Origin of the sequence: Parafilimonas terrae, from assembly GCF_900115755.1 — a bacterium.
GTDB classification, from domain to species: domain Bacteria; phylum Bacteroidota; class Bacteroidia; order Chitinophagales; family Chitinophagaceae; genus Parafilimonas; species Parafilimonas terrae.
The window spans coordinates 87,955-109,507 of record NZ_FOXQ01000006.1 but is presented as its reverse complement, the minus strand read 5'-3'; the positions used below and the strand labels follow the sequence as shown (position 1 = coordinate 109,507).

The following is a 21,553-nucleotide window of genomic DNA, read 5'->3' as shown; positions in this document are numbered from 1 at the left end:
AAAAAGTATTAAGTTTGATGTATGAAAACCGTGACACTTACTATTCCTGATACATTAGAAATGGACAATAATGAAATTGCCATGCTGGTTGCGGCACAACTGTATGAACAAGGTAAATTAACATTAGGCCAGGCTGCTGAAGTTGCCGGTTTAACCAAAAGAACATTTGCAGAATTGTTAGGGAAATATAATGTATCTATCTTCAATTATCCCGCTTCTGATTTATTAAGCGACGTAGCGAATGCGTAAAACCGTTCCATCTTATAACTGCATATATAATTCAGTTTTTTGCTTTATCCTTGGGCCCCTTTTATAAGCATAAGCAAAATGATACAAGCTATTTCAATTCATAAAACAGGCAATAAATTATTGGATGAACCCATCCGGTTATCAAAAGAAAGTATAACACTGAACGATGAACTGCAGGATGCCTTGTTACAATACTTTCTTTCATCATTTAAATCAGAAGAATATTACCGGCTTTACCACACAATAGATATTTCTTTAAATGCAGTGTATGCCTGCATTTCAGCCATTTTTGAAAACCCGCAATCACTGCATGAACAGTCTGTAAATATTGCCAAACATTTGTATGATAAAAGCACGCATCCTAAAATAAAAGGCGGTGAATTTTATGTGGCTTATCTTAAAGATTGCCATTTAAACGGTAAAACAATGGATGCGGTTGGCTTATTCAAATCTGAAAATAAAGACACTTATATAGAAGTTGAACCGGTAACAGGCGGTTTTGATATAGAAAGCCGTCAGGGCATTAACATTAATAAGCTTGATAAAGGCTGCCTTATTTTTAATACGGAAAAAGAAAACGGGTTTATATTGTCTGTTGTAGATAATACCAACAAGGGAACAGAAGCCCAATACTGGAAAGATGATTTTTTAGGCGTGCTGATATTGAATAATGATTTTATGCAAACCAATCAATTCCTGGGCATCACCAAACATTTTGTTACCAAACAAATAGATGAAGAGTTTGAAATGAGCAAGGCTGATAAAATTGATTTGCTTAACCGTTCTGTTGATTATTTTAAAAAGCATGACCAGTTTGATAAGGAGGAATTTGAACAGGAGGTTTTCTTTCATCCTAATGTGATAGAATCTTTTCAAAAATTCGACCAGCATTACCGGCAGGAAAATGCAGTGGACCTGGCTGATAATTTTGATATATCCGCACAGGCTGTAAAGCAGCAGGCGCGGGCATTTAAAAGTGTTTTAAAACTTGATAAGAACTTTCATATTTATATTCATGGCAACCGTGAACTGATAGAACAGGGCATTGATGAAAACGGCAGAAAGTATTATAAGATTTATTATGAGCACGAAGCCTGATTTTTAAGTATAAACGGCAGCAGCTCAACTTAATCCAGCTTCAATACCGCCAGGAACGCTTCCTGCGGCACTTCTACGTTGCCAATTTGCCGCATGCGTTTTTTGCCTTCTTTTTGCTTTTCCAGCAGCTTGCGTTTACGGCTTATATCGCCGCCATAACATTTAGCTGTAACATCTTTTCTAAAAGCGCTGATGGTTTCACGGGCGATTATCTTGGCGCCAATGGCCGCCTGTATGGCAATCTGGAATTGCTGCCGCGGTAAAAGCTCTTTTAGTTTTTCGCAAAGCTTGCGGCCAAAGTCCTGGGAACGGCTGCGATGAATTAAGGCACTTAAAGCATCCACTTTCTCGCTGTTCAACAAAATATCCATCTTCACAATATCTGCTTCGCGGTAACCGATAGGTGAGTAATCAAACGAAGCATAACCGCGTGTCTGGCTTTTCAGCTTATCATAAAAATCAAATACGATTTCGGTGAGCGGCATTTCAAAAATAAGTTCAACGCGGGTAGTGGTTAAATAAGACTGGTTGATAAGAATACCGCGTTTACCCAAACACAAGGTCATAATGTTGCCGATATATTCCGGCAGCGAAATTACCTGCGCTTTAATATACGGTTCGTCAATATGATCAAGCTTTGTGGTATCAGGCATTTCTGCCGGGTTATTTACAATCAGTTTTTCACCTTTCGTGGTGTAAGCATGAAAACTTACGTTGGGAACAGTTGTAATTACAGTTTGGTTGAATTCACGTTCCAAACGTTCCTGAATAATTTCCATGTGCAGCAAGCCCAAAAAGCCGCAGCGGAAACCAAAGCCCAGAGCCTGTGAAGTTTCAATTTCATACGTAAGTGAAGCATCATTCAGTTGCAGTTTATCCATGCATTCACGCAGCTCTGCAAAATCATCTGTTGATACGGGATAAATGCCCGCAAACACCATCGGCTTCACTTCTTCAAAACCTTTAATAGGCTCGCCGGGGTTTCCGGATAATGTAATCGTATCGCCCACCTTTACTTCTTTGGCGTTCTTTATGCCGGTAATAATATAGCCCACATCGCCGGTTTTTACTTCATTCGCCGGCTGCAAACCCAGTTTCAGAATGCCCACTTCATCCGCTTCATATTCAGCATCTGTTGAAATAAACCTTATTGTATCGCCTTTTTTTATAGAGCCGTTAAACACTCGGAAATAAGCAATAATACCGCGAAAACTGTTGAACATGCTGTCGAATATCAAAGCCTGCAAAGGCGCTTCGGGGTTGCCCTTTGGTGCGGGAATGCGTTCAACAATAGCGGTTAAAATTTCTTCTATGCCAATACCATTCCTGGCGCTGGCCAGTAAAATTTCTTCTTCTTTACAACCTATCAGGTCCATTACCTGGTCTTTCACCTCGGCAATCATAGCGCCATCCATATCAATTTTATTGATAACGGGAATTATTTCCAGGTCGTTTTCAATAGCCAGGTATAAATTACTGATGGTTTGCGCCTGGATGCCCTGGGTGGCATCCACCAACAGCAAAGCGCCTTCGCAGGCAGCCAGGGCGCGGCTCACTTCATAGCTAAAATCAACGTGGCCGGGGGTATCAATGAGGTTGAAAGTATATTGTTCGCCATTATGCACATAATTCATTTGAATGGCATGGCTTTTAATAGTAATTCCTTTTTCACGCTCCAGGTCCATATCATCCAGTACCTGGGCCATCATTTCCCTTTCACTGATAGTTTTGGTGTGTTCCAGCAACCTGTCTGCAAGCGTGCTCTTACCATGATCTATATGCGCAATGATGCAGAAATTCCTGATCTTCTTCATAAGCGGCAAAGATAATGTTGGGTTTGTTAATTCCTTTGAAATGCTTGCGGTGTGAATAAGCTGTTTGCAATGATTTTTTGGAGGCGGCAGTTGAAGGGATGGTATTATAGTTAGCCTGCCCTGATTTTGGGAAGTCATTCTCTTATGCTGCATAAGCTTTATTCAGCAAAAGATTTTATTTCAGGTATTATTCGACCGGATTTATCCATTACTATTATTATTGTTGTAGAATATGGTATTTATTAAAATTGGAAATTGTCTTTTGTGCAATAGAATTTTGGTGCATCTTCATAAAGAATACAACCTGCAAGAATAACTTTATTCCGCTTTGCCTGCTTCATAAGTTTACTACCAGGTAATCCATAAATTATCGGAATTAAATATTTTGAACGGAAGCAGATAGGGCAAATTTCCTTTTGCTGAAATTCTTTATAGAATTTATCATTTGGGATTTTAATACTGTAAACAGAGTCGGTACAAACCCCATCAATAAATCTGAAAACTTTGCTTTTCCAATCTGGCCAAATCAAATAAAATATTCTGTGATTTGGATTGCTTAAATCAATATTTATTGGGTTGTATAAATCTGCCTTGGAAGTATCATTTATAAGAGGAAAAATTATGCGTCCATCCTTCGGGAATAAACTGTCTTGTAATATTATGCGCCCATGAAAAACCGATTGTGCTGTTGATGCCAGGGAAAATAATAGAGTTGAGATTATTATAAATACTCGCATATATTTCAATAAATGTCCTATGATCCAAATTTGTGTTCCGTTTTAGTTTAATATAAGCAATAAAAGAAACATCGGTTATCTTGCAATTCGAAGTTAAGCATCCTGCATATTTCGAAATGTAAGATACTGCTAAACATTAAACATAAACCAGCCTGCTTTAAAAACACGAAACTAAAAATGCAAACGCCCGTTGCAATATTTAATAATCGCACCCGGAACATGGGCATCCCTCTACACTTGTGGAGAGGGAACGAGGGTGAGGGAAAAATCATCACATGAAATGAGCCATAACAAAAAGTTGATGCCAACCGAAGATGTTCATAGGCGAATTCCATGTGGCCTTAAAAAATAAAAATTCATCACATGAAACAAACATTCTTACTGCTGCTTTTTGTTGCGCCCCTGTTTTGCCTTGCGCAAAATGTAATGACGCCCGAACTGCTATGGAAACTCGGAAGAGTGAATGCCACCGGTATTTCAAAAGATAAAAAATATATTGTGTATGCTGTAAGCACACCGGATGTGGCAACGAATAAAAGTTCCACCAAAGCCTGCCGCGTTCCCATTGGCGGCGGCGCAGCAGAAGAAATTACCAATGCAGATACGCTTGTGCCTAACACACATATTTCACCCGATGGCAAATGGCAGATAAGCGCTGCTGATGTAAAGCTGATGAATGTATTTGGCAGCGATTATTACCCTGGTTTGCCAAAGAGTAACGCCATGATCTATAACTCCCTTATGTACCGCCATTGGGATGAGTGGGAAGATGGAAAATTCAGCCATATATTTTTAAACAAAACAGGTGATACGGCAAAGAAAGACCTGATGGCCGGCCAGTCTTACGATTGCCCGCAAAAACCTTTTGGCGGCGATGAAGATTTTATATTTAATCCCGATGGAAAACATGTGGTGTATGTAACCAAGCCAAAACAGGGAACAGCTTACACTATTAGTACAAACACTGATTTGTTTGAGTATAATATTGAAACCGGCGAAACAAAAAATCTTACAGAAGGTATGATGGGCTATGATATCAATCCTGCTTACAACAGTAAAGGGGAGTTGGCATGGCTAAGCATGAAACGTGATGGCTATGAATCGGACAAGCAGGATATAATTGTTTCCGATGGCATTACTAAGATGAATTTAACCGGCAGCCGCGATGACATTCACGTGGAAAGTTTTAAATGGAGTGATGATGGTAAAAGAATATATTTTATTGCGCCGGTTGATGGTACGCTGCAATTATTTGAAGTGAATTATCCGGGTAAAACAAGAATGGCAGTTGTGGTTCGCCAGGCAACAAAAGGTGATTTTGATATAAGCAGTATTGTTGGTGAAGTAAACAATGTTTTATATGTAACAAAAACAGATTTCAACCATGCAACAGAAATTTATTCGTTGGATGTTAAGTCTTCAATGCTTAAACAAATAACGCATGTGAATGATGATATTTATAATTCGCTTGCTTTATGCTCCTGGAAGAAAAGATATGTTACAACAACGGATAATAAACAAATGCTGGTTTGGTTAATACTGCCGCCCAACTTCGATTCAACCAAAAAGTATCCAACGCTTTTGTATTGCCAGGGCGGCCCGCAAAGCCCGGTTTCGCAGTTCTATTCTTTCCGGTGGAATTTTCAGTTAATGGCTTCCAATAATTATATAATTGTTGCGCCCTGCCGTCGCGGTATGCCGGGCTTTGGCACTGCGTGGAATGAAGCGGTAAGCAAAGACTGGGGCGGCCAGGTTTTGCAGGATTATCTCAATGCTATAGATGATGCTTCCACTTTGCCTTATGTTGATACTTCAAAACGCGGCTGTATCGGCGCCAGTTTTGGCGGCTTCAGTGTGTATGCTTTGGCTGGCATACATAACCATCGTTTCAAAACTTTCCTGGCGCATGATGGTGTGTTTGATTTCAGGAGCATGTATGGCACCACTGATGAAATGTGGTTTGAAAACTGGGAAAAAGGCGGGGCTTACTGGGAATTGAATAATGCTGTTGCCCAACGATCCTTTAGTCAAAGCCCGAGCAATTTTGTGCAGAACTGGGATACGCCGATTATGATTGTACAAGGCGGTAAAGATTACCGTGTGCCCATTGAACAGGGCCAGCAGGCTTTCCAGGCGGCACAGTTAAAAGGTATTAAAAGCCGTTTTTTGTATTTGCCTGATGAAAACCATTGGGTATTGAAAGCGCAGGATGCGTTGGTTTGGCAGCATGAATTTTTTAAATGGCTGAAGGAAACGTTGGAGTGATCATCTGCGCCGGAGCTTTAATTCCTTAAATAATTTGGCAAAAATCTATTAAAGGATATTGCCACAGATGCATAGATAAAAATCTGTGTATCTGTGGCAACCAAAATAGAATTTACAGCGGCATAATTCGGCTTTTCATTCCTTCTTCTGCTCATTCGGGATTACCTTTGCCGCGAAAAATTTTTTATATGGAATACAGAATAGAAAAAGACACTATGGGCGAAGTAAAAGTGCCTGCCAATGTTTACTGGGGCGCTCAAACCGAACGCAGTGTTGAAAATTTTAAGATTGCACAGGATATTAATAAAATGCCCAAACCTGTTATTGAAGCTTTTGCCTATCTTAAAAAAGCGGCTGCGCTTACCAATTTTGAACTGGGCGTTTTACCGGCAGAAAAGAAAGATGCCATTGCCGCTGTGTGCGATGAAATCCTTGACCATAAATTAGACGACCAGTTTCCGCTTGTGGTGTGGCAAACCGGCAGTGGCACACAAAGCAATATGAATGTGAACGAGGTGGTTGCTTACCGTGCACATGTATTGCATGGCGGTAAATTAACCGATAAAGAAAAATTCCTGCACCCGAATGATGATGTAAATAAATCACAGAGCAGCAACGATACTTTTCCCACAGCCATGCACATTGCTGCCTATAAAATATTGGTTGAAAAAACCATTCCCGGCCTGGAAAAACTGCGTGACACTTTAAAGGAAAAGAGTAAGGCTTTTATGCACGTGGTAAAAATAGGCCGTACCCATTTTATGGATGCCACGCCGCTTACACTGGGCCAGGAATTCAGCGGTTATGTTTCGCAACTGGACCATGGTATAAAAGCTATTAAAAATGCATTGCCGCATTTATCAGAGCTGGCGCTTGGCGGCACAGCTGTTGGCACGGGCATCAATACTCCAAAAGGCTATGCTGAACTGGTGGCAAAGAAGATTGCTGAATTAACCGGGCTTCCTTTCATCACCGCAGAAAATAAATTTGAAAGCCTTGCAGCACATGACGCTATTGTGGAAGCGCACGGCGCTTTGAAAACCGTTGCAGTTAGTTTAATGAAAATTGCCAACGATGTGCGCATGCTTTCTTCCGGGCCAAGAGCAGGTATTGGTGAAATTCATATTCCTGATAATGAGCCCGGCTCATCCATCATGCCCGGCAAGGTAAATCCAACGCAATGCGAAGCATTAACCATGATTGCGGCGCAGGTATTGGGTAACGATGTAGCCATTAATATTGGCGGCGCAACAGGCCATTTTGAACTGAATGTTTTTAAGCCGATGATGGTTTATAATTTTTTGCATAGTGCAAGGCTGATAGGAGAGGGCAGTGTTTCTTTCAATGACAAATGCGCTGCTGGCATTGAACCCATCGAAGCTAATATTAAAAAGCATGTGGATAACAGCCTGATGCTGGTTACAGCGCTGAATACAAAAATCGGGTATTACAATGCGGCAGCCATTGCGCAGGATGCGCACAAACGCGGCATTACCTTAAAGCAGGCAGCGCTTGAATATAAACTCAAAGGCCTTGATTTTGAGCACATGACATCTGAGCAATTTGATGAATGGGTAGTGCCTGCGAATATGGTGGGTGAATTAAAAAACTAAGTTCATTAATGTGCGGACAATTTATTAAGATTGCCGCACGTTATTAAACCCGAACACTATTGTACATGAACAGAAATCTTGTATATCTATTTGTAATAACCTGCTTCCTGGCATTTTTCTCCTGCCAGAAGGAATACAGTTTTGAAAAAGGCAATACCATCCCCGCAGAAGGAAGTTTATGGGATTCTTCCGGCGACTGTCTTCCCAGCACCGTGCATGGTACGTATTATAATGGCGTTACGCCGGGCGGCGATACAGCGTATGTTGAACTTCAGGTAAATGTTACAAAAACCGGTGGTTATAATATAAAAACAGATACGGCAAACGGGTTTAGTTTTTCCGATTCCGGGTATTTCAGCAATACCGGGGTTAACACCATACAGTTGAAACCTTCAGGCCATCCTATACTTGTGGGCACTTCCACATTTAATGTAAGTTTTGACAGTACGGTTTGTTCATTTGCAATTAATGTGCAGGACAGCACCGGAACGGGTTTGGGCGGAATTGATACAACAGGAAATAGTGATACATCCCAGGTTCAAGCAGGCACATGGAAGTTTACACAAGGTTCGTTAACTTTTACCGGTACTATTGATACATCTTCAAAAGATAATTCATCCGGCGTGGCAACTATTCTGCTTGTGGCCGGTTCAACTGCCACCAAGGATACAATCCTGAGCCTGAATTTCCTTATTGCAGCGTCTGATATTCAGCCAGGTACATATACTTCTGCCAAGAATGGAGTTGTATTTAATTTTATAGATGCAACATCCATTATTAGCCCGATTTATACAGCAAGCCTTTTAGATGCGGGGACAGATTTCGCTATTGTGGTTACTTCGTATGATGCAATAACAAAAGAAATGAAAGGAACATTTTCCGGGCACGTACTTACAAGCTCGGGTGCTGTTGTGCCAATTACAAATGGCATTATAGACATATTCTTTCCTTAAAAAGTAATAGACATAATTGTCGCAATAAATTCATGTATAGAATTCAATGCGTCCCAAATCGGGGCGCATTTTTTTGGGAATGTGACCTGGATTGCGGGGATATTTACACCGCCTTCACCCTGTCATCAATTTCCGCCGGGGAAGTTTTAATAGGTTCTTCGTTGTGTGTATGCTGCGGAAAGAATTTCTTCTGCCAGATAAGCAACGCAATCACGCCGATTGAAATGGAAGAATCTGCCAGGTTAAATACCGGGCTGAAAAATTCAAACACATCTCCGCGCCAGCTTGCTATGGGAAACCAGGAAGGATAAGTCGTTTGGATGATGGGAAAATACAGCATATCCACCACCTGCCCGTGAAAGAAGGAAGCATAACCGCCGGCTGCAGGAAACAAGGTTGCCACAGTAAAAGGATTGCTGCCGCTGAATATTAAACCATAAAATAAACTATCGATTAAGTTGCCGAAAGCACCGGCATAAATTAAGGCAGCGCAAATAATAAAACCTTTATGGTATTTCTTTTTAATGATCTGGCTTAAATAATAAGTGCCGAATATTACCGCTACCAGCCTAAAAAGCGTTAGCAGAATTTTACCCAAACCGCCGCCAAATTTCAAACCCCAGGCCATGCCTTCATTTTCAACAAAATGCAGGCGAAACCAACTGCCGATAACGTTATGCTCTTCACCAAGAACGTAATTTAATTTTATGTAGAATTTAAGCGCCTGGTCTGCAACGAGTATTAAAATAATTAGCAGCGCTACGTGTTTGCCTTTCATTATTTGGGAGAGTATTAAGGGCGCAAATATAATGGTTAAAGATGTGAGTTTTTGTTAAGCTTATTGGTATAATTTACCGTTCAACACCCGCATTATCAGTTCCTGCATTCATTTAAAAAAATCTTAAGGCTGTTTTAGTTATTCTCTTATTGTAAAACTAAGTTTGCCGAAATACTTATAAACTTAGCTTATGAGGAAAATATTTTCAGTCTTTGGTACAGCAATATTTATGGTAACAACGGCAACTGCACAAATAGATGCAGGTTTGCTGCGCTATCCGGATGTTTCAAAAACACAGGTGGTTTTTGCCTATGCAAATGATATATGGATCGTTTCAAAAAACGGCGGAACAGCTTATAAATTAAGTTCGCCTCCCGGCCCTGAAACCTGGCCAAAATTTTCACCTGATGGAACTAAAATTGCTTTCTCCGGTAATTATGACGGCAATACAGATGTGTATGTGATGCCTGCAACAGGGGGCGTGCCGGTGCGCTTAACGGCACATGATTACCCGGATCGGGTTGTTGACTGGCAGCCCGATGGCAAGCATGTATTTTTTGCTTCCATGCGCGAAAGTGGCAAGCAGCGTTTTAACCAGTTTTATTCCGTTGCCGATACCGGCGGCATTGATACAAAACTGCCTTTTGCTTATGCTGAATATGGTTCTTATTCGCCTGACGGACAGCAGATGGCATTAAATTTCCGCACACAGATTGGCCGTAACTGGAAGCGTTACCGCGGCGGCTGGCGTTCTGATATTCATGTTTATGATTTTAAAGACACTACTTCTGCAAATATTTCCGGTAAGAGCGATGCCGGTTATGAATATCCCATGTGGAGCGGCGATCATATTTATTTTATTTCAGACCGCGGCACTGATTTACGCATGAATTTGTGGAGATATAATATCAGCAATAAATCATTTGAACAGCTTACCCATTTCACAGAGTATGACATTCATTACCCATCATTAGGGCCGGATGATATTGTATTTGAGAATGGCGGTAAACTGTATTTATACCCGCTGACAGGCGGCGCCCCAAAAGAAATAAAGATACAGGTGGTTGCCGATGAAGCGCCGCTAAAGCCTTACATGCTAAATGTGAGAAGTTACTTTACGCATCCTGCTATTTCCAATGATGGTAACCGTGTGCTGATTGAATCGAGAGGAGAGATTTTCTCATTGCCTGCAACAGAAGGTGTAGTAAAAGATATTACGAATACTCCGGGCAATGCGGAACGTTATCCGGTTTATTCACCCGATGGCAAAAGCATTGCTTACTGGAGCGATAAAAGTGGTGAATATGAATTGTGGGTTATGCAAACCGGTAATGAAAATTCAGCCAGAAAAATAACCAGTTACGGCCCCGGTTTCAGGTATGCGTTAAACTGGAGCCCCGATGGCAAAAAACTGGCATTTATTGATAAGGCCATGCAGGTAAAAATTGTTGACGCGGCCACCGGCACCACAGCAGACGTTGCACATGGCAAACGTCTTACGCATGGTGCGCTTGAATATTTTACATTTAGCTGGAGCCCCGACAGCCGCTGGCTGGCCTTTACGCTTGACGAAGAAAATAATCATAACAGCGTATTTATTTATGATTATAACAGCAGTCAGTTGCACCGCGCAACAAGCGGTTTTTACAGTTTTTACAACCCGGTATTTGATCCCGAAGGTAAATACCTGTATGTGCTTACCAATCAGGAATTCCAGGCTTATTACAGCGATGTTGACAATTCTTTCGTATATGCCAATTCCACTAAAGTAGGAGCCATCAGCCTTCTTCAGAAAACGCCTTCTTTGCTTTATCCTAAAAATGATACGATAAGTATTGAAGAAGATAAGCAGAAAGAAGATTCAGCCGCCTCATCTTCAAAAAAAGGAAAAAAAGATAAAGACAATAAGAAGGAGGATAAAGCGGATAAAGATGATGATAAAGCCGTGAAAATTGATTTCGATGGCTTTGAAGGAAGGCTTGAATTTTTGCCAATTACACCGGGTAATTACTCCGGCCTTAGCGCGGTAAAAGGCAAAATCCTGTATGTAAAAATGCCGAATACAGGTTCAGAAGAAGAAAATCCAGCTTTAAAATATTTTGATATTGAAGACAGGAAGGAGAAGAAAATCATTGATAATGTGGGAAGATATATCCTGGCGGGCAATGGTGAAAAAGCGTTGGTGCAGGTTGGCAACGACCTGGCTGTAATAAAGGTAAGCGAAGGCGCCGATGCGAATAAGAAAGTGCCGCTGGGCGATATGCAGATGAACGTTAATCCGAAAGAAGAATGGCAGGCTGTGTTTAATGATGCATGGCGCATTGAACGGGATTATTTTTATGACAGCACCATGCATGGCGTAAACTGGGTGCAGGTAAAACAACGCTATCAAAAAATGCTGGATGATGCTGCCACCAGATACGATGTTGATTTTATCATCGGTGAAATGCTGGGTGAGTTAAATGCTTCACATACTTATCATGGTGTTGAGCCAACTGAAAGAACGAAGCATATTGCCGTTGGTTATCTTGGTGTAAACTGGCAGGCCGAAGGCAACTATTACAAAATTGAAAAAATTATAAAACCAGCGCCATGGGATGGTGAAGTGCGTTCGCCACTGGATAAGCCGGGCATCGATATAAAAGAAGGCAATTATATTCTCGCAGTGAATGGCATACCATTAACCACGGCACACGAACCATTTACAGCTTTTGAAGGTTTTTCCAATAAAACCATTGAGTTAACTTACAATGATAAACCATCGTTTACCGGCGCAAAAAAGGCTATTGTGCAAACAATGGATGATGAAGGCAGGCTGCGTTATCTTAACTGGATAAATGAGAACCGCAAGCGGGTTGAAGCTGCAACAAACGGCGAAGTTGGTTACATATATGTTCCAAGCACCGGCGTTGACGGACAAACGGAATTGCTGCGCCAGTTTAATGCACAATGGGATAAGAAAGCATTAGTGATTGATGAGCGTTTTAATGACGGCGGCCAGATACCAGACCGTTTTATAGAAATCCTCAATCGCACACCATTGGCTTATTGGGCTGTAAGGGATGGCGAAAACTGGCCCTGGCCACCATTTGCCAATTTTGGCCCGAAGGTGATGCTGATTAATGGCTGGAGCGGATCAGGCGGAGATGCTTTCCCTGATTTCTTCAGGAAGAAAGGGCTGGGCCCGCTGATTGGCAACCGCACCTGGGGCGGATTGATAGGCATAAGCGGCGTACCCGACCTTATTGATAACAGCAGCATAACAGCCCCGAGTTTCCGTATGTATAATCCCGACGGAACATGGTTTAAAGAAGGACATGGCGTTGACCCGGATATTTATGTGGATGAAGACCTTGCCGCCATGGCCAAAGGCATCGATCCGCAATTAGAGCGTGCCATCACCGAAATAAAATCATTGATGCAAAAGCAAGGATATAAAGTACCGGCAAAACCGGCTGCTGAACCAAGATAATTTATTGAAAATGCTTTCAGGCGTCCTGTATCTTAAAAGTGCAGGACGCTTTTGGTTTAATTATGAATGTTAGTCAAAAAAACCTGCGGGCGAAATATCAAAGTGTTAAACCGTTAAAAAATCAATTGATAAAACGAAAGAAAATAGTAAAGCAGGTTATTCGGATAGCAGTATTGGCTATTATCCTCATGAATATTGTTGCGATTTTTCATTCATATAAATTCACCCATTTTGCTGATACTAATATTGAGAAAACCCAAACACCTGAACAACTGCAATTTGGTGGAAAGCTGAAAGCACTTTTTTTTGGAGTTAATAACCCAAGGCCAATCAATAAAACCAAGCCCGGCGGTTATTATGAAACGATCCATCTTCAAAGCAACAAAAAAATTGAATGCTGGTATTTAACCAAGCGTGATGGAATGAGAGCTGATACTGTTAAAGGAACGGTTATACTTTGTCACGGTTATGGGGGAGAGAAATCTTCAATGCTTGATAAAGCTGAAATTTTTGGCAACCTGGATTACAACACCTTCCTGGTTGATTTTATGGGAAGCGGCGGCTCTGAAGGAAACACTACAACCATAGGGTTTAAAGAAGCAGAACAGGTAAAAACAGCCTATGATTACCTGGTAAATAAAGGCGTGAAGAATATTTATCTTTTTGGTACATCAATGGGTGCAGTTGCTGTAATGAAAGCTATAAAAGATTATGACTTAAAGCCTGAAGGAATAATTATAGAATGCCCGTTTGGCACAATGTATAAGACGGTATGTGCCCGGTTTAATAATATGAATGTTCCAACTTTTCCAATGGCCGGGCTTCTCGTTTTTTGGGGCGGGGTTCAAAATGGTTTTTGGGCATTTAACCATAATCCTGAAGACTACGCAAAAGAAATAACCTGTCCTGTTTTACTTCTGTATGGCGAAGAAGACAATAATGTGAGCAGAAAAGAGATAGATATTATTTATTCAAACCTGCCTGGCAAAAAAATGCTGAAGACATATCAATTTGCAGGGCACGAAAACTATTTGAATAAATATCGAACAGAATGGACGCACGACATAGAGCAATTTCTTGATGATAATTAGAAAGCTAACCCTTGCACTGCATACATAAAGACGCTTTCTGCAAGTTCAACTGAACTGTATTACTTATCTCTGTTTGTTATTGCATATTTAATACCACCCAGCAGCAGGTCTAAAAAAAGCGGGTCGGTATAACATTCTTTAGTATGGCCAAGCCCCAGGAAAAAGGAGCGCCCGCCGTCATAATTGTGATACCAGCAAACCGGGTGGTAGTTGCCGTTTTCCCCACCGGCATAACTCTTCTCATTCACTGTTAAAAGCACATGTACGCTATCCCAGTTGGTTTGCTTGTAATTATACCATTCATCAAAATGTTTCCAGGATGCGGGCAACTCTTTTGTTGCAATAAAATTTTTATCTGTAACAGTTAATTCAGCTTCCTGCGGTTTTGGATGGTTCTTAAAATAAGCGCCCACAAGCTGGTTGTACCAGGGCCAGTTATACAATGCATCTGAGCCTGCATGCACACCCACATAACCCTTTCCGGATTGTATAAAATGCACAAAAGCCGCTCTTTGCGCCTCGGTAAATAAAGTGCTGCTTTCATCTGCTGTGTTCAAAAAAACTACGGCAGCATATTGTTTTAAGTTTTGATCAGTAAAAGCGGCGGCATCCCTTGTGGTATCAACACCAAAACCATTACGCTTTCCTAAAGCCTGAATGGCAGCCATGCCTTCGGGTATTGACTCATGATAGAAACTGGTAGTTTTACTAAATACCAATATTTTAGGCGACTGGGCAAATATTGTATTCATAAAAAAAATGGCAAAGAAGGTGCATACCAGGGTGTTTAATTTAATCATTTTTCTTGCATTTTATAAGCGGTGAAATTAATACATTAGGATAACACTTACTTTCGCCATGCATGGCAGTTACAAAAGATTATTACCGCGTATTGAATGTAAAATCATCAGCAACAATTGCAGAAATAAAAAGAGCCTACCGGCAGCTTGCTATGTTGTATCATCCAGATAAGAATCCCGGCGATGCCATTGCCGCTGCCATTTTCACGGATGCGGCAGAAGCCTATAAAGTGCTTGGTGATACGGACGCAAGGAAGCGTTATAATTATGAGCGTTATTTAACTGCCGAAGAAGAATATAAACGCCCGGCTGAAACAATTGAAACATTAATACAGCGTATTGGGAAAATAAATGCGGATTTAAAAAATACAGACCCTTTCCGCTTTAATAAAAATGCCTTGCTGTATGCATTGCAGCAGTTAATACCTGATGATATGCAACTGCTGCCAAATACAAATAAATCATTACTTAAACAATTTTTACGGCAGGTAAGTTTTGCGGCGGGCTACCTATCAACACATCAAACAAAACAATTGATTGAATTAATGCAGCCTTTATATACCGATCATGAATGGCTGCAACATGAATTGAATATGTTATTGCGACAGCAACATAAACAGGAGCGATGGGAAAAATATAAAATTGTTTTAGCCGTTGTGCTTGCTGCGGTTTTATGTTTAATTATTTTTTTAGTGGCAGCCAGATAACATGTATTGCACGCTCATTATAACACGTTATCCTAAACATCTCAGCATATTTGGTTTTTTGTCAATGGCTTTGTTCCGCCTGCCTTTATGGCTAAATAAAAAGATTAAATTCTTTAAACTAATGGGCAGCGGAAAGAATGGAACGTTTGATATTCATCCTGATTTAAATCAATGGGCATTATTATTTACGGCAGATGATGAAACAACAAAAGCACCGGGATTCCTTTCCCGCTATTGGAACTTGTTTAGATGTGATATAAAAGAATTTTTATTGCAACCGATAGAAGGCTTTGGTTTATGGGATGGAAAAAAAGTTTTTGGAGAATTATCGAGAGAAACAATGTATGACGGGCCGGTAGCTGTATTAACAAGGGCAACCATACGATTAAGCCGTCTAAAAAATTTCTGGAGTAATGTTGATGCTGTAGCAGATATAATGCCTTCAGCAAAAGGCTTAATTGTTTCTTATGGGATAGGCGAGGTGCCGTGGATAAAACAGGCAACATTCAGTATCTGGGAAAATAAAACTGCTATGAAAAATTTTGCATACGGCTTGCAACAACATAAAGAAGTAATTCATAAAACCCGCAGTGAAAACTGGTATAAAGAAGAAATGTTTGTGCGCTTTCGTGTACTGCGCATAGAAGGTTTTAACGAAAGCATTGCCATAAAAAAGCTTACCTTGCAAGCCACTTATGAAGAAGCATAACCTGCTCGCCATTTTTCTTAATCTTACCTAACGTGCAGCACAGCCGGCCTTTGTTTATTGCTGCATTATTCTTCTTCACTAATCAAAAAATATTTTATGAATGATAACAACTATTATATAGAATCAGAAATTGGTACGCTTAGAAAATTAATTATACACAGCCCTGACGGAGGCATTGGAAAAATAATACCGGGCACTTTTGCCGATAACTTATACGATGATATTGTTCATCTAAAAAGCATGCAGAAAGAATACAATCACTATGTAATGCTGCTGTTGTATTTTCTTGATCCTGCTAAAATTGATTATATAAAAAATTGCCAGGCTTCTGCCGATGAAAAGCTGAAAGCTAATTGCTTCATTCCCGGTAAGAAAGAATATTTCAATTCAGATAAAGTGCTTGAAGTGCAGCATTTATTAGAGTTGATATTGAAAGATGAAAAAGTAAAGCTTCGTTTAATTTCAGCCGTTTGTTCGTATGAAGAATCAAGCCATAAAACACAACTGCAGCTTGAGGCCATTGATGACACAGCCCTGCTTGCAAAAATTTTGATCAGTGGCATTCTGCCCAAAGAAGCAAGCGGTTCGCATGAAGACCAATACATCTTTCCGCCCATACCCAATTTTATTTTTACAAGGGATATCGGCATTATGATTAAAGACCACGTTCTTTTAAGCCGCATGGCCACCACGGCGAGAAAACGCGAATCGCTCATTACAAAATTTCTTGCCATGTATTTCCTGTTTAAAGAAGACCCAAACAAGGTGATGGAAGTGATTGAAGACAGTGATTTCTTTTTATATGAAGAGATGGAACGCAAAGCACGTTTTATAAGCATTGAAGGCGGCGATATTATGATGATACACCCGCAACATTTAATTGTCGGGTGCAGCGAAAGAACTTCATCCAATGCCATCAATGAAATCATCCATACTATATTTTCAAAGGATCTCGGTATTGAAAAAATTTCTGTTGTAAAAATTGCAAAAAACCGTGCGCAAATGCACATTGATACCATTTTCACCCAGGTGAAGCGAAATGTTTGGGTGTTGTATGGAAGGTATTCTGAAAATATTATTGCTGCTGAAAATAAAGTGAAACAGTCTTATTTAAGGCGGCTGATGCACCAGCCGGATTTAGTAGGTATTGAAGAGCCGGAGATATTGCAGTTTTATAAACCTGCCGATGCTTTTTATAAACCCGAGATAGATTATAGTGTTGATAAAAAACTTTCGGGTATTGAAGAATTGCTGGTGCAGGTAAGTGTGGAAGATTATCATTGCGATCCTGCTGATGTAAAAATAATTTACAGCGGGGGTAATGAATTCCCTTATGATGACCGCGAACAATGGACAGACTCCTGCAATGTGGTTGCTTTAAAAGAAGGCGTTGTAATTGGTTACGACAGGAATGATTACACCGCTGAAAGCTTTCGTAAAAATGGTTTTGATGTAATTACTACAACTGAATTGTTTAAAAAATTTGATGAAGGTTTAAGCCCGCAATCAATAAAAAACACCTTGATTTTATTGCCTTCTGCGGAACTCTCAAGGGCGCGTGGGGGCTCGCATTGCATGAGCATGCCTTTATTAAGAGACAGGCTGGTATAATAGCGCATCAAAAGGCAGTTGAATTATTTTCCAGTAAATGCTCTTCGAAGCAAAGCTATAATGGCCGTAAAAACAGCAGAACCAATTACGGCCCAAACAACAGGAAAAGACTGGCCTTGTATGGAAATTTCAAATATAGGCGGCAAGCCGAATTTGGCTGCTATCCATGTGCCAATGTAAGCGCCGATAAAACCAACGATAATTGATACAAGGCAGCCGCCAAGATCGTAACCGGCAAGCGACTGGCCAATGCCGCCGCATATTGCAGCTATTAAAAGCAGGAGCAGAAATCCCATTAATGTCATGGCAAAAAATTTAATTAAATATAAACCTTTTAGCTAAGGCTAATTTTAAAATTGTAATAAGCAATTTATTCTACCCGTGTAAATAGCATTGTTTTCCCTAACCATCGCACAAGATAATATCCTCTCACTTTAAGATCATTTGGCGATGTTAACCAAACAGTAGCATCCCAGGTGCGGCCGCTGGTACAGTCGTAAATTTTTCCGCCCACCCACCTGTTTTGTTTGGCATTGTATTCCAGTCCTGATAATACATCCATGCCCACGATTTCCCTTGACCTTAATTCTTTGTCAGGGTTTTTTATATCTGTTTCAGGCAGCATATTCCCGGGATTGCTGAACCAGACTATTCTTGCCTGGAAATTATCATCCTGTTTATAAACTTCCACAATAAGGTTCTTTTCTGCAGATTCCCATTTGCCTAATATAGCATCAGGATTATGCTGCGCATTAAGCGAAAAGGCTGATAATAACAAAGCAATCACAGTAATATATTTCATCGGCGTTAAGATGGATTGCAACTTATATGCAAAGTGCATGCAACTATTATATGATTTTTATTTTAACAGAATATATTCTCCAGGCATATACTCTGCCAGGTTTGAATGATAAGCTTCATTTAACGGATTGATGGCAATATATGCATAAGTAATGTGAGTTTGGAATAATAGTTATAAATAATTTGGCCAGGGAAAAACCTCCGGGTACAGCACACCCTTAACTGGTAAATGAAAGAATTTAAATAAAAAATATTTCACCTGTAACCATAAATATATAAGTACTTATATATTTGTTGGATGAATTTTTACCAGGATTTAGGCTTTCTTGTTTTCGGCAGCCGTTTAAAACGTTTGGGGAATACATTTATAAATGATGTAAACCGCATATACAAAAATCATAAAATACAGTTTGATGCCTCGTGGTTTCCTGTATTCTATATACTCTCGCAAAAAGATGAAGTTTCCATAAAAGAAATTTCTAATAACCTGAAGGTATCACATTCAGCCATCAGCCAGCTTGCAAGCAGCCTGCAGCAAAAAGGTTTTATCAAATCCGTTATCTCAAAAGCCGATGCCCGTCATAAAAATATTATGCTTACTGCAAAGGGCAGGAAGCTGCTCGAAAAAATAAAACCCGTTTGGTTTGCGCTTGAAAAAGCCATGAATGAATTGGCGGAAGAATCGGGCAGCAGCAGTAAAAAAATATTAAAAGCTTTAACGGGAATTGAAACCAGTTTGAGTGAAAAAGATTTTTTTGACAGGATTGAATCGCACCTGTAATTTGATTATTTGCTATGAGCTATAATTACCTTCCTCTCGATAAAAGCTGGCTTGATTTTGAACAGGTAAAAAACCTGCTGGATTATGATCAGCAAATTTCCATCACGTTTGACGCACATGACCGCATTAATAAATGCCGCGAATACCTCAACAAAAAAATGGCTGATCCAAATTCAGTGTATTACGGTATAAACACCGGCTTTGGCTTTTTGCAGAATGTGCGCATAAAAAACGAACAGATAGAAAAACTGCAGGATAATCTTTTAAAATCGCATGCGTGTGGCATGGGAGAGGAGGTGCCTGCCGTTATTGTTAAGCTCATGCTGATGCTGAAGGTGAAATCGCTGAGCTATGGTTATAGTGGTGTGCAGATTGCTACGGTGAAGCGGCTGATGGATATGTTTAATTATGATGTATTGCCGGTAATTTATACACAGGGTTCGCTGGGCGCATCAGGCGACCTGGCACCTTTAAGCCATTTAAGTTTGCCGTTAATTGGTTTGGGTGAAGTGAATTATAAAGGTGAAAGACGTAAGGTGGAAGGTTTATGGCAGGAATTGGAATGGGAAGTTATCCGCCTGCAAAGCAAGGAAGGTTTGGCGCTGATAAACGGCACGCAATTCATGAGTGCTTATGGTTTATATTGTTTGAAAAAAGCGGAGCAGTTGATAAAGATGGCTGACCTTATCTGCGCTTTATCATTTGATGCTTTTGATTGCATAACCGAGCCGCTAACCGAATGTATTCAAACGATCCGCCCACATAAAGGACAAATTGCAACAGCAAAAATTATCCGCGATTATTTAAATGGCAGCGGTATTGCAAATCATAAAAAAGAGCAGGTGCAGGACCCATATTCGTTTCGTTGTGTGCCACAAGTGCATGGTGCTACAAAAGATGTTTTTGATAATGTGCTCGATGTTTTCTTAACCGAAATAAATTCAGTAACAGATAATCCAAATGTTTTTCCGGATGATGATTTAATTGTTAGCGGTGGAAATTTTCATGGCCAGCCTTTAGCATTGCGGTTGGATTTTTTAAGCATTGCCATGAGCGAATTAGCTAATATTAGCGAACGCAGGATTTATCAACTCATCAGCGGGCAAAGAAACCTTCCATTGTTCTTGGTAACTGATCCCGGCCTGAATAGCGGCTTCATGATTCCGCAATACACTGCTGCCGGTATAGTGAGTGAAAACAAACAATTATGTACACCAGCCAGCGTTGATTCTATTTCATCCAGCAACAACCAGGAAGATCATGTAAGTATGGGGGCTAATGCTGCCACAAAATGTTTGCGTGTTATTGATAATGTTGAAAAAGTGTTGGCAATTGAATTGCTGAGCGCCGCACAGGCATTGGATTTCAGAAGGCCTGCAAAAACTTCTGAGTTGCTGGAAGAGTTACATACGGCTTTCAGAAAGGTTGTTTCATTTAATGAGGAAGATAGGGTTTTACATGACGATATGATGAAAGCGGTGGAATTTGTAACTTCATATAAAATTTAGATTATGGAAGAGATTGCAACATTACGTGAAGAAGTGAAAAGTATGATTGATGCTGCGGATGAAAAAACATTGCGAATGATGCATGCTATGTTAGAAGTTGATTCTGCGGATTGGTGGAATGAAATGCCTGAAGAAATTAAATCTGAAATTCAGGAATCAATTAAACAAGCAGATAGTGGAGAAGGTTTAACCCATGAAGAAGCCATGAAAAAAATAAAAAATGCCTTCTGATATTATCTGGATGCCAAATGCTATTAATAGCTATATAAAAATCATCCGTTATTTGCAAACAAACTGGACTCAAAAAGAAATTGAAAATTTCCAATTGTTATCTGAAGAAAAAATTGCAAGAAATTATAAAAACCCCAATATAAGATATACGCTTATACATAAACGTGTAGCATTAGTTTACAGGTATAATCAAATTAAAAACAAAATTGAGTTACTGCTTTTTTGGAACACTTCACAGAATCCTAAAAAAATAAAAAAGTTGTTTAAATAAGGTTCGTCATAATTAAATTTTAAATGAAAGCACAAAGCAAAATAATTAAAGTGTTTTAATATCA

Annotated in this window: 20 protein-coding genes; 14 read left to right on the top strand and 6 right to left on the bottom strand. The window is 40.1% G+C overall.

The annotated features are described in order from the left end of the window. Nucleotides 1-21: 21 nt before the first annotated feature. Both BM015_RS11335 and BM015_RS11330 read left to right on the top strand, forming a co-directional pair. The gene (locus tag BM015_RS11335) at nucleotides 22-249 is read left to right on the top strand and encodes a UPF0175 family protein (protein ID WP_090658410.1); all 228 of its coding nucleotides are present in this window, start codon (nucleotides 22-24) and stop codon (nucleotides 247-249) included. A 78-nt stretch (nucleotides 250-327) separates the two neighbouring features. Then, nucleotides 328-1,347, top strand: coding sequence for a nucleoid-associated protein (locus tag BM015_RS11330; RefSeq protein ID WP_090658794.1), 1,020 nt, complete (start codon nucleotides 328-330; stop codon nucleotides 1,345-1,347). Between the two features lie 29 nt (nucleotides 1,348-1,376). Here the strand turns inward: BM015_RS11330 and lepA are convergent, their stop codons facing one another. Next, entirely contained in the window at nucleotides 1,377-3,161 is a 1,785-nt protein-coding gene (gene lepA / locus BM015_RS11325) for a translation elongation factor 4 (protein WP_090658792.1), read from the bottom strand. A 242-nt stretch (nucleotides 3,162-3,403) separates the two neighbouring features. Further along, nucleotides 3,404-3,898 carry a hypothetical protein gene (locus BM015_RS11320; RefSeq protein ID WP_090658408.1) on the bottom strand — a complete coding sequence of 165 codons (495 nt, stop codon included), beginning with the start codon at nucleotides 3,896-3,898 and terminating at the stop codon, nucleotides 3,404-3,406. A 363-nt stretch (nucleotides 3,899-4,261) separates the two neighbouring features. On the opposite strand from BM015_RS11320, the gene BM015_RS11315 reads away from it, so the two are divergent. From BM015_RS11315 to BM015_RS11305, 3 genes are all read left to right on the top strand, one after another. Beyond that, complete coding sequence (locus tag BM015_RS11315) at nucleotides 4,262-6,163, top strand: S9 family peptidase (protein ID WP_090658406.1); 1,902 nt, start codon at nucleotides 4,262-4,264, stop codon at nucleotides 6,161-6,163. A gap of 188 nt (nucleotides 6,164-6,351) precedes the next feature. Continuing rightward, on the top strand, nucleotides 6,352-7,776 hold the full coding sequence (gene fumC, locus BM015_RS11310) for a class II fumarate hydratase (RefSeq protein ID WP_090658403.1): 1,425 nt from the start codon (nucleotides 6,352-6,354) through the stop codon (nucleotides 7,774-7,776). 65 nt (nucleotides 7,777-7,841) lie between these two features. Next, a complete protein-coding gene (locus BM015_RS11305) occupies nucleotides 7,842-8,729 on the top strand; it encodes a hypothetical protein (RefSeq protein ID WP_090658401.1) in 888 nt (295 codons plus the stop codon). Between the two features lie 103 nt (nucleotides 8,730-8,832). Here the strand turns inward: BM015_RS11305 and BM015_RS11300 are convergent, their stop codons facing one another. Further along, a complete protein-coding gene (locus BM015_RS11300) occupies nucleotides 8,833-9,507 on the bottom strand; it encodes a lipoprotein signal peptidase (RefSeq protein ID WP_090658399.1) in 675 nt (224 codons plus the stop codon). 190 nt (nucleotides 9,508-9,697) lie between these two features. Here BM015_RS11300 and BM015_RS11295 point away from each other — a divergent pair, with 190 nt between their 5' ends. Both BM015_RS11295 and BM015_RS11290 read left to right on the top strand, forming a co-directional pair. Continuing rightward, complete coding sequence (locus BM015_RS11295) at nucleotides 9,698-12,979, top strand: S41 family peptidase (RefSeq protein ID WP_090658397.1); 3,282 nt, start codon at nucleotides 9,698-9,700, stop codon at nucleotides 12,977-12,979. A 188-nt stretch (nucleotides 12,980-13,167) separates the two neighbouring features. Continuing rightward, nucleotides 13,168-14,070, top strand: a complete 903-nt coding sequence (locus tag BM015_RS11290) for an alpha/beta hydrolase (RefSeq protein ID WP_218148482.1) — start codon at nucleotides 13,168-13,170, stop codon at nucleotides 14,068-14,070. A 59-nt stretch (nucleotides 14,071-14,129) separates the two neighbouring features. Here BM015_RS11290 and BM015_RS11285 read toward each other — a convergent pair whose 3' ends face one another. Continuing rightward, nucleotides 14,130-14,870 (bottom strand): ThuA domain-containing protein, encoded by a 741-nt coding sequence (locus BM015_RS11285; RefSeq protein ID WP_090658393.1) that lies wholly within the window; start codon nucleotides 14,868-14,870, stop codon nucleotides 14,130-14,132. A gap of 62 nt (nucleotides 14,871-14,932) precedes the next feature. Here BM015_RS11285 and BM015_RS11280 point away from each other — a divergent pair, with 62 nt between their 5' ends. The 3 genes from BM015_RS11280 (at nucleotide 14,933) to BM015_RS11270 (ending at nucleotide 17,897) form a co-directional block, all read left to right on the top strand. Next, nucleotides 14,933-15,577: a J domain-containing protein gene (locus tag BM015_RS11280; protein WP_090658391.1), complete on the top strand. Its 645-nt coding sequence runs from the start codon at nucleotides 14,933-14,935 to the stop codon at nucleotides 15,575-15,577. Nucleotide 15,578: 1 nt separating this feature from the next. Then, complete coding sequence (locus BM015_RS11275) at nucleotides 15,579-16,286, top strand: spheroidene monooxygenase (RefSeq protein ID WP_177191884.1); 708 nt, start codon at nucleotides 15,579-15,581, stop codon at nucleotides 16,284-16,286. A 96-nt stretch (nucleotides 16,287-16,382) separates the two neighbouring features. Beyond that, the gene (locus tag BM015_RS11270) at nucleotides 16,383-17,897 is read left to right on the top strand and encodes an arginine deiminase family protein (RefSeq protein WP_090658389.1); all 1,515 of its coding nucleotides are present in this window, start codon (nucleotides 16,383-16,385) and stop codon (nucleotides 17,895-17,897) included. Nucleotides 17,898-17,920: 23 nt separating this feature from the next. Here BM015_RS11270 and BM015_RS11265 read toward each other — a convergent pair whose 3' ends face one another. Both BM015_RS11265 and BM015_RS11260 read right to left on the bottom strand, forming a co-directional pair. Then, nucleotides 17,921-18,202, bottom strand: a complete 282-nt coding sequence (locus BM015_RS11265) for a GlsB/YeaQ/YmgE family stress response membrane protein (RefSeq protein WP_090658387.1) — start codon at nucleotides 18,200-18,202, stop codon at nucleotides 17,921-17,923. 65 nt (nucleotides 18,203-18,267) lie between these two features. Next, a complete protein-coding gene (locus tag BM015_RS11260) occupies nucleotides 18,268-18,699 on the bottom strand; it encodes a DUF2147 domain-containing protein (RefSeq protein ID WP_177191883.1) in 432 nt (143 codons plus the stop codon). Between the two features lie 297 nt (nucleotides 18,700-18,996). Between BM015_RS11260 and BM015_RS11255 the strand changes: the two genes are divergently transcribed. Genes BM015_RS11255 through BM015_RS11240 form a run of 4 tightly spaced genes read left to right on the top strand, consistent with a single transcriptional unit; the run spans nucleotide 18,997 to nucleotide 21,489 of the window. Continuing rightward, on the top strand, nucleotides 18,997-19,479 hold the full coding sequence (locus tag BM015_RS11255; protein WP_090658383.1) for a MarR family winged helix-turn-helix transcriptional regulator: 483 nt from the start codon (nucleotides 18,997-18,999) through the stop codon (nucleotides 19,477-19,479). 14 nt (nucleotides 19,480-19,493) lie between these two features. After that, complete coding sequence (hutH, locus tag BM015_RS11250; RefSeq protein WP_090658382.1) at nucleotides 19,494-20,987, top strand: histidine ammonia-lyase; 1,494 nt, start codon at nucleotides 19,494-19,496, stop codon at nucleotides 20,985-20,987. Nucleotides 20,988-20,990: 3 nt separating this feature from the next. Continuing rightward, nucleotides 20,991-21,218: a hypothetical protein gene (locus tag BM015_RS11245; protein WP_090658380.1), complete on the top strand. Its 228-nt coding sequence runs from the start codon at nucleotides 20,991-20,993 to the stop codon at nucleotides 21,216-21,218. Beyond that, nucleotides 21,208-21,489, top strand: coding sequence for a hypothetical protein (locus tag BM015_RS11240; protein ID WP_090658378.1), 282 nt, complete (start codon nucleotides 21,208-21,210; stop codon nucleotides 21,487-21,489). The genes BM015_RS11245 and BM015_RS11240 overlap by 11 nt, the downstream gene beginning before the upstream one ends. The last annotated feature ends 64 nt before the right edge of the window (nucleotides 21,490-21,553 follow it).